Below are 11447 nucleotides of genomic sequence, written 5' to 3' on the forward strand. Positions count from 1 at the left end.
AAGTTCGTTGCGCAAACGTTTGCACAGGCTGTACCAACTTTAATCAATAGCTTGAATCGGCTTGAGAAAGTCTGAAATAACCGTCTTATCGATCAGAAATGACCGGGTGTCATTTATTCGAGCTGGCTGACCCAATGGCGCCGATCCCGCGCCGATATTCACTCGGCGTCTGGTTCATCTCGATCCGAAAATGCCGATTGAAATTGGACAGATTTGCGTAGCCCACTTCAAAACAGATATCCGCTACCGACCTGTCGCTTTGCAGCAGTAGCCGGCAGGCGCGTTGTACGCGGAATTTGCGCATAAGCTCGATAAAGCCATGGCCGGTATTGCGTTTGAAAAAACGCGAGAAGCCCCGTTCGCTCATGTCCAGTTGCCGGGCGATGTCCGACAGACGCACGTCGCCGCTCAGTTCGCGCATGAGGTAGTCGAACGCCTTGTTGATGCGTTCGGCGCTGCGCGGGTCCAGGGTCGGCGCATAGCGCGGGCTGGCCAGCAACTTGAGCTGTCGGGGCGGGGCGTTCTTCAGGGTGTCGAGCAGTTGCAGGAACAGGATCAGGCGTTGCAGGCCCTGGGCATTGCCGGTGGCTTCCATCAGTCGGGCCGCCTGCGCCGCTGTTTCGCCGGCAAACTCAAGGCCGCGCCGCGCCTGTTCAAACAGCGGTTGCAAGTCGCCGAGTTCCGGCAGGGCCTCGCGCAGGGCAAGGAGGGCGGCGCCGTCGAATTGCAACACCACGTCACGACCGCGCTGGTACTCGCCGGGCGCCAGGTCGCCAATCCAGTCGTGGGGCAGGCCGGGACCGATCAACGCGACATGCCCGGCAGCGAATGCACCGATATAGTCGCCCGCCACCAGCTTGCCGCTGCCGTGGCGGATCAGGTGGATTTCGAATTCGGGGTGGTGGTTCCAGCGCGCCAGCTCAATCGGATAGTCATGTTCGAACCAGCGAAAGCAGTGCTGCGGCTCGGGCAGGATGACTTCGCGTTCGGCGGGGCGCTGCTCCAACAGCGTGGCGCGGATGGGCATGGTGCTGCCTCTTGTAGCTTGGATATCCGCCAAAATACGCGCCTCGTCAGGTGCGGCGCTACCCACAGTGCCACTTGGCACTGATACTTTTTTGCCTCCTTGAGGCCGGTTAAAAAAGTACCGGTCGAACGTGTGCGGTGCGTTTGTTGGAAGCTGGCCTTAGCTGCTGTAATCGACTCTGTTAAGTAGCCGAAGTGGATTGCAGAGGATATCGTCATGAAACGACTCGAAGGTAAAAGTGCGCTGATCACCGGATCGGCGCGCGGCATTGGCCGCGCGTTTGCCCAGGCTTATATTGACGAAGGCGCCACCGTCGCCATTGCCGATATCAACCTGCAGCGCGCCGAGCAGACCGCTGTCGAACTGGGCCCCCAGGCTTACGCGGTGACAATGGACGTCACCGACCAGGCCTCCATTGACGCGGCCATTGCCACGGTGGTCGCCCGCGCCGGCAAGCTGGATATCCTGATCAATAACGCGGCACTGTTCGATCTGGCACCCATCGTCGACATCACCCGCGACAGCTATGAACGGCTGTTTTCGATCAACGTCGCCGGGACGCTGTTTACCCTGCAGGCCGCCGCGCGGCAGATGATCGGCCAGGGCCACGGCGGCAAGATCATCAACATGGCCAGCCAGGCAGGTCGACGCGGCGAGGCGCTGGTGGCGGTGTATTGCGCGACCAAGGCGGCGGTGATCAGCCTCACGCAATCGGCGGGGCTGGACCTGATCAGGCAGGGCATCAACGTCAACGCCATCGCCCCGGGCGTAGTGGACGGTGAGCATTGGGACGGGGTGGATGCGCTGTTTGCCCGGCACGAGGGCCTGGCGCCTGGCGAAAAGAAGAAGCGGGTAGGGGACGAGGTGCCTTACGGACGCATGGGCACGGCGCAAGACCTGACGGGCATGGCAATCTTTTTGGCATCGAAAGAGGCTGACTACGTCGTCGCACAGACCTACAACGTCGATGGCGGCAATTGGATGAGCTAGCGGCCTGCACCGATCAGAACGGCGGGGACGGACAAGCAGTCCCACCGTTGATGTTCGTCGTTCGGCTCACTCGGCAAAGCTGCGATCAAAGAAGTAGATCTGCCCTGGCTTCAGTATTTCCACCGTCGCCTGGGGCCGGCCACCTTCACCCGGCTTTTTGCGCCCGGTTTCACGCAAATAACCTGCCTCGGCCAGCTTCAACAAACGCTGGCGGATACTGGTCTTGAGCACCGGCCGGGCGAGCACCAATGAAAAAATCGTGGTCGCCTGCGGTGCGCTGAACTCATGCCCCAGGAACATCAAGGGCAGGCTGCTGTACAACGATTTGGAAAACAATCGCTCCTGCACGGCCGCCACGAGGCTGTTGTGATCGAACGGCAACTTGATACTGCCATCGGCCACCGCATTCAGGGAAAACCAGGCCTGATGGCTGCCCAGCGCAACTTCATCAGCCACGATCCCCAGGTAGTAAGTAGACGAGGACCAGCAGCGCGGGTCGCGAAACGCATCGCCCACGGTGCCCACCTGTTCGCTCCAGACCAGCTCGAGGCCAACCTTGTCACTGGCGCGAAGCCGCTCCACCGCATCCTGCAGACTCAGGTCCTGCACATCGCCGTTGACCACCACACCCGGCAACGCCCAGTGCCCGGCAAAGGGCTCGGCCTCGCGCTTGTTGAGCAGCAGCTTCAATTCCCCGAAGGCACGGCAGTAATACAGCACGCACAAGTCGACGGTGTGCAGATAGGGGCTCAATGGCATGTGAAGTCCTTCCAGCGACGTAGACACACAGTCTAACGCTTCGAATAGATATGTCATGTACTCGAGCGCGGGCATGCGGAAAAATACTTGTTGCCATGAAAGTACACGACGTGTACTTTTGTTTCCAGGCCACCGGAGAATCACCATGACCCTTGCGAAAACCACCCTTGCTTCATTCGATGTGGATGCCCAGAAGAGTTTCACGCCGTTGTGCCCCGACGAATTGCCCGTCGCCGGGGGAGACCTGATCGGCGCTGAACTCAACCACATGGCCAGTCTTGCCGGGCGACGCATCGGCAGCAAGGACGCCCACACCCCGCACGCGCCCTGGGTGGTCGCGCAGCGCAGCCAGATGCTGCTACCCACCGGTCTGGCTCACGCCGATGTCACCTGGGTCAGCCACTGCGTGCCGGGTACCGAGGGCTTTACCTTGCTGGATGAATTGCCCAGCACCTATGACTACGACTACTTCGTCTGGAAGGGCGTGGAACCTGATCTGCACCCCTACGGCGCCTGCTACCACGACCTGCACGACAAGCTGTCGACCGGCGTCATTGAATACCTCAAGGCTCAGGGCATCGTCCGCGTGCTTGTCGGTGGCCTGGCCCTGGACTATTGCGTCAAGACCACCGCCTTGCAATTGCTCAAGGCCGGCCTGCAAGTGGTACTTCACCTGCCGGCATGCCGAGGAATCACTGAAGAAGGCAGCGTGCAGGCCGTCAATGAGTTGCTCAAGGCCGGTGCTGCGATTAGCCGCACCCGCGAAGAACTGGCCGCGATGGCCACGCGTTAAGGAGACCCACCATGGAAAGCGCCTATGACGACGAGTCCCCGGTCATCCAGGGCTTGCTCGACACCGATTACTACACCTTCACCATGATGCAGGCGGTGCTGCACCAGCATCCGAATGTGGATGTGGAATACAACTTCATCGTCCGTTCCAGGGAAAAACTCGGCCATCTGATCCCGCAGTTGCGAACCGAACTGGAAAAGCTTGCCGGCCTGCAAATGCGTGAAGGCGAGCTGCGCTTCCTGTTCAACCCGCGCTTTCGCGAATACCTCACGCCGGATTACGAGCGCTTCCTCGGGCTGTTTCGCTTCAACCTGCGCTATATCCACCTGCATGAAGTGGACGGGCAACTGAACATCCGCGTGATCGGCCCGATGCTGCACTGCATCATGTTCGAGCAACCGGTACTGGCGCTGGTCAGTGAATTGCGCAACCGCGACAAGTACCCCGACGTGACCCTCGAGGACGTCACCCGCAAGCTCTACCAGAAGTTCGACTGGCTGGAGAAGAACCTCAGCCGCGACGAGTTGGCCGACCTGCGCGTCTCCGATTTTTCCACGCGTCGGCGCCTGTCATTCAAGGCCCAGCGCGAAGTGGTCGACATCATGCGCCGCGACTTCCCCGGCCAGTTCCTCGGTACCAGCAACGCGCACCTGGCCTATGAATTCGATTTGCCGCTGATCGGCACCATGGCTCACCAATGGTTGATGGTGCACCAGCAACTGGGGCGCTTGCGCGAAAGCCAGAACGCCGCACTGGAAAACTGGGTGCGTGAATACCGTGGCCGTCTCGGTATGGCCCTGACCGACTGCATCAGCACCGATTTCTTCCTCAAGGATTTCGACCTGTACTTTGCCAAGCTTTACGACGGTCTGCGCCAAGACTCCGGCGACCCCATCGTGTGGGCCGACAAGGTACTGGCCAAATATAAGGAACTCGGTATCGACCCCATGACCAAAGACCTTATGTTCTCCGACGGTCTGAATTTCGAAAAATGCCTGCCGATCCTGCGGCACATCCGCGGCAAGGCCCGGTTCGGCTTCGGCATGGGCACCAGCCTTGCCTGCGATGTGGACGGCGTGGAGCCACTGAGCATCGTGATGAAGCTGGTGCGGGTACACGGCGAGCCCGTGGTGAAATTCTCCGATGACCCGGTGAAGAACGTCTGCGAAGACCCGTCGTTTTTGCAGTACGCGGCACAGGTATTCAACGTTGGTAACGTGGAGGTATGACATGCACACTCAAGAACGCATCGCCCGTGAGCTGAACGTCGATCGCTCGCTGGTCGCAGGCGGCGAGCCCCGGGAAATTCAACGGCGCATCGATTTCATCAAGACGACGTTGCGCGCCTCCGGCTGCAAGGCGCTGGTGCTGGGTATCAGCGGCGGTGTCGACTCACTGCTTGCGGGCCGCCTGTGCCAGCTGGCGGTGCAGCAACTGCGCGACGAAGACTATGCCGCGCGTTTTATCGCCATGCGTCTGCCTTATAAAACCCAGGGCGACGAACACGATGCCCAGGCTTCGCTGGATTTTATCCTGCCGGACCATATCGACACCCTCGACATTGCCGCCAGTGTCGACGGGCTGATGGCCAGCCTGGCCGCCGCCGAAGCCAGTGCCGCGCAGCTCGACTTCATCAAGGGCAACGTCAAGGCCCGTGCGCGCATGATTGCGCAATATGCGGTCGCCAACCTGCATAACGGCCTGGTGGTCGGCACCGACCAGGCGGCCGAAGCGCTGATGGGGTTCTTCACTAAATTCGGCGACGGCGCCTGCGACCTGGCGCCGTTGTCCGGCCTGACCAAAACCCAGGTGCGCCTGCTCGCCACCGCACTCGGCGCCCCGGCGAACCTGGCGCAAAAACCGCCCACCGCGGATCTTGAAGAACTGGCGCCGGGGAAACTCGATGAAGATGCCTACGGTTGCTCCTACGACGAGATCGACGCGTACTTGATGGGCGAGCCGGTGAGCGAGCGGGTGAGGGTGATTGTCGAGGAGGCGTATGGCAAGACAGCGCACAAACGCGCGCTGCCGATTGCCCCGCAGTAAGCGCGGGCTGCAAGCCATATCAGGAAGTGTCTCGCCATGAAATGGAATTTTTCCTACATTATTGAAGGATGAGGATTCTTTACGCTCTGGGCTATCAATGAGTTCAGGATCATGGGAATGGCTTCCAGCGTATTGAGAGCGAGTGATTCAGTTGCCAGGGTGTTGCGCCGCAACCTGCCAGTGCTTCTCGGCACGACGGCCATGGCGATTTTGTCAGGCATCCTGGTGACGGTATTGGATGATGCGACCTATCTGCGCCGGTTCGACCCGTCGCTCAAAGCGCAGATGTCCGGGTGGAGTCTTGTCGCATTGGCGACTGTTGCCGTGTTTTCCAATGTCATGATGGTGTGCGGTCGGCATTGGGCGGGTGTTGTCCTGGCAGGCTATTTTGCGCTGTGTCTGATGCTGGTGGTACCGACCATTGAGTACCACCCCCATACCTTGGTCTATTCGCTGGGTGTCGTATGCCCGCTGTGCGGAATGCTTCTGCTCAATACCGAGCGCCACCGCGAGATGCGCCAAAAGCTGTTTGAACTGCGTGTCCAGCGCTGCGCGGCCAGGCGTTCAGTCCTTGAGGATGCCTGATGGCCTCTGTGGGTTGGAACTGCCCGATTCCAGCGGGCCACATATGGCACGTGGGTCGCGGATGGCTTTTCCAGGACCGACACGTGGGTATTTCAGTTTCCGGACTTGGGATCGTGATATGACAGATATAAGTAACAGGCAACTCTATTCGCAGGTTGGGGTTTACTCGCAGGCACCGAGCGTTTCACCAGAAAACGAGTACAAGGCAAAGTCAGATGCAGAGATCGCAGCGCTCTTTGCCAGTAACTTCGACTACTTTGAACCTAAAGATGGCTTGGTGTCCCAGGCAAAATTACGCGAAATAGCGAATCGTCCGGTACCGACCGGTAATCCAGTCGATGACGCGATGACAATGTTAGCGCGTGAGATTACCAGTCGCGGCTCACTCAACTATCGTTTGGATAAAGTAGACGGTGAGTACAAAGGGCCCGCTGATGGGAAGATTAGTCTTAAAGGTATTGACCATGAGATCGCCTCCAACTCGAATAAGAAGCCTCCCACGGATAATCGCTTTGCAGGCGCACCCCGTAGCGTCAATAACGCGGTGGGGAACGCGAACCGCGGCCTGATGAATCCTGTGCAGAATCTTTCGATAGCACCTCAAGGGTTCAGCGGTCAGCCTGAGCCTGCAGGGCTGCCTTATTTTAAAATGGCCTCTGATTTTAAAGACAACTTCAGTTATTTTCAGAACGCCGATGGGTTCGTGTCAATGGACAACATTGCGGCTATCGCCTATTGCCCTATGACAAATGATCCTTTTACCGACAAGATGATCTGGCTAGCCCAGGCAATCATGAGCAGTCCGCTAATGAGATTCATGTTGGACTCGAAGACACAAAACGGTCAACAGGATGGCCTTATCAGTTTCTCTGATGCGCAGGGGGTGGCTGAGCATTTCAATGGTGCGCCCGACTTCTCGACTGGGCAACAATTTCCTGTTGGACGAGGGGCTTACCAACCGTCCATGTATTCAGGGCTTAATGATTTTCCGCCTCAGTCGTATGGGCAGGTTTTTCCACAGCAGCCACCGTCGTATGAAGAAACCATGGCTCAGCAGCCATATTATAATAATGGTCCCCTTCAGGAAGTTACGACGATCAAGAATAATCGTTATGCCTACGATAGCGATGAGGACTTTTCCACAAAAGTATTGCCCTACTTCGGCGTGCTGGAAGATCCCGCCACACCGGGTTATATATCCGATAACTCGCTTCGTTCAGTCGCATCGGGTTTCCGACCGGACGGAAGTAGGGCTACTTTGGAAGAGCAAGAGATTGCTGAAAACTTTATGAGTCGAGGTGGTTTCTTTAAAAAACTGGACCGAGGCTCCAGCGGCAAACTTGATGGCCTGATCTCTCGTTCGGATCTGGGTGGGTTTGCAACAGATTATAGCGGCTCAACTGATCACGATGTATTGAAGGGTATAAAGAAATATTTTCATGAGTACACGGCAGGGAAGGATGATGCCTATGTTAATTTCAATGAATTGCGAGAGGCTGCGGGCGAAATTCCGTCGACACGCACCTTCGCTGATGAAGCGCGTGAATATGCAAAAGAGTTTCTAAAACGTGTCGATCTGGCGGATAAGACGGATGTTGGGGTGTCCTGTTGGGGACTGTTCAATGGTAAACGGGATGAGCGTTTTGATATGGACAACCTTGAATACATGCTCGACCAGACAAAATGAACGCCTGATTGCAGTCGGTATCAACTGACTTGACCGTGGTCGGCGGCCGCTGGATGCCGCCGGATCACCCTCGCATGATGCCGCGTTCGGCGCTTTACAGCACCTGTCACGGTGTATGCGCACCGGTTTTTTTAAGCTGCGGCGATTGGAGCTTCATGGGCTGCGGTGCGTATGTTGGTGATAGTATCAATCATGCGGGCGATCGGCGGCGTACGCCAGGCATGAATGGGCTTCTGTCGCGGTGGTTGATCATCGAGCGAGATGGCGCATCGTTCGCAGGACATGCAAACTTACCTGGCCTGGCTGTCTTGCATGCTTTTACCGCCTGATTCTTATCCCGGAAATTCGAGTCCCCATGCAAGTTACTCAACAACGGCCGCTGTGGCAGATCTACCTGTTATTTCTGGCACCGATGGTGCTGTCCAATTTCCTGCAGAGCTTTTCCGGCACCCTCAACGGTATCTACGTCGGGCAGATGCTCGGCACCCACGCGCTGGCAGCGGTGTCGGGCATGTTTCCCATCGTGTTTTTTTTCATTGCTCTGGTGATTGGCCTGGGTGCTGGCGCCTCGGTGTTGATCGGCCAGGCCTGGGGCGCGCGGGAGACGGGGCTGGTCAAGGCGATCACTGGCGCCACGTTGACCCTTGGCGCACTGATTGGCTTGCTCGCAGCCTTACTGGGGGGGCTGTTTGCCCGCCCCGCGTTGCAGGCCTTGGGAACCCCTGTTGATGTGCTGGATGATGCGGTGGGCTACGCCCAGGTAATGATGCTGATCATGCCGCTGCTGCTGGTATTTATTCTCTATACCCAGCTGCTGCGAGGCGTCAGCGACACGGTTTCGCCGTTGCTGGCGCTGATGGTGTCGACGCTGGTGGGCTTGGTGCTGACGCCGGCGCTGATCCGCGGTTGGATCGGCCTGCCGCCCATGGGTATCCAGAGTGCGGCGTACGCGGGGCTGGCGGGTAATGCGTTGGCGATGCTGTTCCTGATTCTGCGCCTGCGCCACAAGAATCATGTGATGGCGCCGGATCGCGCCATGCTCGCCGCCTTGCGCCTGGACCGGGTGATACTCGGCAAGGTCCTGCGCATCGGCCTGCCCACCGGTCTGCAGATGGTGGTGTTGTCACTGTCGGAGCTGGTCATCCTGGCGCTGGTCAACGGCCATGGTTCCCAGGCAACGGCGGCGTACGGTGCGGTGACGCAGATCGTCAATTACGTGCAGTTTCCGGCGCTGTCGATTGCCATCACCGCCTCGATCCTGGGGGCGCAGGCGATTGGCGCCGGGCGCCTGGAACGCATCGGGCCGATCCTGCGCACCGGATTGCTGATCAACACCGGTCTCACCGGTGGCCTGATCGTGCTCGGCTACGGGTTGTCGCACTGGTTGCTGGGGCTGTTCATCACCGACGCCACCGCGCGCGTCAACGCCGAGCACCTGTTGCACATCATGCTGTGGAGCATCCTGGTGTTTGGCTTCCAGGCCGTGATTGGCGGGATCATGCGCGCCAGCGGCGTGGTGTTGATGCCGGTCGCCATTTCGATTTTCTGTGTGCTGTGCGTGGAATTGCCGGTGGCGTACCTGTTCAATGCGCACTTTGGCCTGGAAGGGGTGTGGATGGCGTTTCCGGTGACTTACCTGGCGATGCTGGTGTTGCAGACGGCCTATTACCGGTTGGTGTGGCGGCATAAGCAGATCAAGCGGCTGGTGTGATACAAGGTTGCCCCACCTAAGGACAGAAGGCGCTTGATCAATGGCAAATCCCTACGCCGCGTTGTTCCAGGTTCCCGGCGCTCGCGCTTTTGTCCTGGCGGGCATGCTGGCACGCATGCCGATCTCCATGACGGGTATCGGCCTGATCATCATGCTCTCGCAGGTGCATGGCGGCTACGGCTTGGCGGGTTCGGTGGCGGCGGTATTCGCGTTGGCCACGGCGTTTTGCGCACCGCAGGTGTCGCGTCTGGTGGACCGCTATGGCCAGGGCAGGGTGCTGCCCATCGCCGCCCTGATCGGTGGCGGCGCGTTATTGATGGTGCTGCTGTGCACGCGTTTGCAGGCGCCGAACTGGACGTTGTTCCTGTTCGCCGCCCTGGCTGGCTGCATGCCCAACATGTCCGCCATGGTGCGGGCGCGCTGGACCGAGTTGTACCGCGGCCAGCCCAGGCTGCAAACCGCGTTCGCGCTGGAGTCGGTGCTCGATGAGGTGTGCTTCATCATCGGCCCGCCCATTTCGGTCGGTCTGAGCGTGGTGCTGTTTGCCGAGGCCGGGCCTTTGGTGGCTGCACTGTTGCTGGCGGTGGGCGTGACTACTTTTGTGCTGCAACGCGAGACCGAACCGCCGGTGCATCCACACCACGACCACCATGGGCTCTGGCTGATCGCCTCGCCGTCGGTGCTGATCCTGATGACCCTGTTGCTGGCCATGGGTGTCATCGTCGGGGTGGTGGATGTGGTCAGCGTCGCCTTTGCCCAGCATCAGGGCCAACCGGCAGCGGCGAGTATCGTGCTGTCGGTGTACGCCATCGGTTCCTGCCTGGCCGGCCTGGCTTTCGGCACGCTCAAGCTCAAGGCTTCGTTGCCCCGACAGTTTCTGTTCTGCGGCGTGGCCACGGCATTGACCACGTTGCCGTTGCTGTGGGTGACCGATATTCCGGGCCTGGCCGTGGCGATCTTTATCTCCGGCCTGTTCTTCGCCCCAACCCTGATCGTGTCCATGGCGCTGGTGGAGCAGGTGGTCCCGCCGAGCCGCCTCACCGAAGGCATGACCTGGCTGATCACCGGTCTGAGCATCGGTGTGGCCATCGGCGCCGCAAGCTCTGGCTGGATGATCGACCACTCCGGCGCCGCCAGCGGGTTCTGGGTGGCGCTGGCGGCGGGGTTGGTGGTGTTGGGTTCGGCCGTGCTGGGGTATCGGCGGTTGGGCAGTCAGCCAATCGCAGGGCAATGATGTTGTAAAAACTCATTCAGCGCCTGGCGGGTCAGGTCGTTCAACGTCACCTTCTTACGGGTCGCCGCCAGCGCTGCCGCCAAATGCAGATCATGGCCCACGCGTACGTTGAAGGAGCCCTTGCAAGGCTTTTCCGGCGTTTGCCCGAGGGCTTGGCAGGTTGCCAGGTAATCGTCCACCGCCTCCTTGAAAGCCGCGTCCAACTCGGCGACGGTTTTGCCTTCGTAGCTCACCAACGCCTTGATGAACAGGATTTTGCCGAACAGGCAGTTGTCTTCGAGGCTGGCTTCGATGGAGCCGATGTAGCCTTTGTGTTTGAGCTGGTTGTTCACTGAATCAGTTCTCCTGATTTCAATTGTTCGATGATTTGGCGCCGAATGTAGTGTTTCAGTTCGTTGCCGGGGTGAGGCTTGTGCAGGGTAATCAGTGCACTGGGGTCGCCGATATCGAATTTGACCCGGCTTCCAGCCCCTTCAATCTGTGTGTAGCCCAGTCGGCGCAACAACGTTACGAGCTCGGACCAGGTGAATGCCATGTGCTCATTGAGCAGTTTGGCGAGCAGCTTTTCATTTTTGGACACGGCGTTCCCTGCGTGTAACTAAATGTAGTTGCAAA

Annotated in this window: 12 protein-coding genes; 8 read left to right on the forward strand and 4 right to left on the reverse strand. The window is 59.0% G+C overall.

Annotation, left to right across the window (positions count from 1 at the left end):
• Positions 1–109: 109 nt before the first annotated feature.
• The gene (locus MRY17_RS10330; RefSeq protein WP_243353696.1) at positions 110–1027 is read right to left on the reverse strand and encodes a helix-turn-helix domain-containing protein; all 918 of its coding nucleotides are present in this window, start codon (positions 1025–1027) and stop codon (positions 110–112) included.
• 216 nt (positions 1028–1243) lie between these two features.
• Between MRY17_RS10330 and MRY17_RS10335 the strand changes: the two genes are divergently transcribed.
• The gene (locus tag MRY17_RS10335; protein ID WP_181285939.1) at positions 1244–2017 is read left to right on the forward strand and encodes an L-iditol 2-dehydrogenase; all 774 of its coding nucleotides are present in this window, start codon (positions 1244–1246) and stop codon (positions 2015–2017) included.
• Between the two features lie 66 nt (positions 2018–2083).
• On the opposite strand, the gene MRY17_RS10340 is transcribed toward MRY17_RS10335, so the two are convergent.
• Positions 2084–2776, reverse strand: coding sequence for an NUDIX hydrolase (locus MRY17_RS10340; protein WP_191953478.1), 693 nt, complete (start codon positions 2774–2776; stop codon positions 2084–2086).
• Between the two features lie 145 nt (positions 2777–2921).
• On the opposite strand from MRY17_RS10340, the gene MRY17_RS10345 reads away from it, so the two are divergent.
• The 7 genes from MRY17_RS10345 to MRY17_RS10375 all read left to right on the forward strand — a co-directional run bounded on the left by MRY17_RS10345 (position 2922) and on the right by MRY17_RS10375 (position 10832).
• Entirely contained in the window at positions 2922–3569 is a 648-nt protein-coding gene (locus MRY17_RS10345; protein ID WP_191953477.1) for a nicotinamidase, read from the forward strand.
• An 11-nt stretch (positions 3570–3580) separates the two neighbouring features.
• On the forward strand, positions 3581–4798 hold the full coding sequence (pncB, locus tag MRY17_RS10350) for a nicotinate phosphoribosyltransferase (RefSeq protein ID WP_243353697.1): 1218 nt from the start codon (positions 3581–3583) through the stop codon (positions 4796–4798).
• Between the two features lies 1 nt (position 4799).
• Positions 4800–5615, forward strand: coding sequence for an ammonia-dependent NAD(+) synthetase (nadE, locus tag MRY17_RS10355; protein ID WP_191953475.1), 816 nt, complete (start codon positions 4800–4802; stop codon positions 5613–5615).
• 117 nt (positions 5616–5732) lie between these two features.
• The gene (locus tag MRY17_RS10360) at positions 5733–6200 is read left to right on the forward strand and encodes a hypothetical protein (RefSeq protein ID WP_191953474.1); all 468 of its coding nucleotides are present in this window, start codon (positions 5733–5735) and stop codon (positions 6198–6200) included.
• 118 nt (positions 6201–6318) lie between these two features.
• Positions 6319–7887, forward strand: a complete 1569-nt coding sequence (locus tag MRY17_RS10365) for a hypothetical protein (protein WP_243353698.1) — start codon at positions 6319–6321, stop codon at positions 7885–7887.
• A gap of 355 nt (positions 7888–8242) precedes the next feature.
• On the forward strand, positions 8243–9598 hold the full coding sequence (locus MRY17_RS10370) for an MATE family efflux transporter (RefSeq protein WP_191953472.1): 1356 nt from the start codon (positions 8243–8245) through the stop codon (positions 9596–9598).
• 40 nt (positions 9599–9638) lie between these two features.
• Positions 9639–10832, forward strand: coding sequence for an MFS transporter (locus tag MRY17_RS10375; RefSeq protein ID WP_243353699.1), 1194 nt, complete (start codon positions 9639–9641; stop codon positions 10830–10832).
• Here MRY17_RS10375 and MRY17_RS10380 read toward each other — a convergent pair.
• Both MRY17_RS10380 and MRY17_RS10385 read right to left on the reverse strand, forming a co-directional pair.
• Positions 10811–11164, reverse strand: a complete 354-nt coding sequence (locus tag MRY17_RS10380) for a type II toxin-antitoxin system HicB family antitoxin (RefSeq protein WP_065884693.1) — start codon at positions 11162–11164, stop codon at positions 10811–10813. The two genes, MRY17_RS10375 and MRY17_RS10380, sit on opposite strands and share 22 nt — an antisense overlap.
• Positions 11161–11412, reverse strand: coding sequence for a type II toxin-antitoxin system HicA family toxin (locus MRY17_RS10385; RefSeq protein WP_057722035.1), 252 nt, complete (start codon positions 11410–11412; stop codon positions 11161–11163). Before MRY17_RS10385 ends, MRY17_RS10380 begins: the two co-directional genes overlap by 4 nt.
• Positions 11413–11447: the final 35 nt, after the last annotated feature.

This window comes from Pseudomonas orientalis (assembly GCF_022807995.1).
GTDB lineage: Bacteria > Pseudomonadota > Gammaproteobacteria > Pseudomonadales > Pseudomonadaceae > Aquipseudomonas > Aquipseudomonas orientalis_B.

What these genes read in the sequence shown, in the direction of transcription:
- MRY17_RS10330 (WP_243353696.1), bottom strand. Translation starts at nt 1,027, where the DNA reads ATGCCCATCCGCGCCACGCTGTTGGAGCAGCGCCCCGCCGAACGCGAA.
- MRY17_RS10335 (WP_181285939.1), top strand. Translation starts at nt 1,244, where the DNA reads ATGAAACGACTCGAAGGTAAAAGTGCGCTGATCACCGGATCGGCGCGC.
- MRY17_RS10340 (WP_191953478.1), bottom strand. Translation starts at nt 2,776, where the DNA reads ATGCCATTGAGCCCCTATCTGCACACCGTCGACTTGTGCGTGCTGTAT.
- MRY17_RS10345 (WP_191953477.1), top strand. Translation starts at nt 2,922, where the DNA reads ATGACCCTTGCGAAAACCACCCTTGCTTCATTCGATGTGGATGCCCAG.
- pncB (WP_243353697.1), top strand. Translation starts at nt 3,581, where the DNA reads ATGGAAAGCGCCTATGACGACGAGTCCCCGGTCATCCAGGGCTTGCTC.
- nadE (WP_191953475.1), top strand. Translation starts at nt 4,800, where the DNA reads ATGCACACTCAAGAACGCATCGCCCGTGAGCTGAACGTCGATCGCTCG.
- MRY17_RS10360 (WP_191953474.1), top strand. Translation starts at nt 5,733, where the DNA reads ATGGCTTCCAGCGTATTGAGAGCGAGTGATTCAGTTGCCAGGGTGTTG.
- MRY17_RS10365 (WP_243353698.1), top strand. Translation starts at nt 6,319, where the DNA reads ATGACAGATATAAGTAACAGGCAACTCTATTCGCAGGTTGGGGTTTAC.
- MRY17_RS10370 (WP_191953472.1), top strand. Translation starts at nt 8,243, where the DNA reads ATGCAAGTTACTCAACAACGGCCGCTGTGGCAGATCTACCTGTTATTT.
- MRY17_RS10375 (WP_243353699.1), top strand. Translation starts at nt 9,639, where the DNA reads ATGGCAAATCCCTACGCCGCGTTGTTCCAGGTTCCCGGCGCTCGCGCT.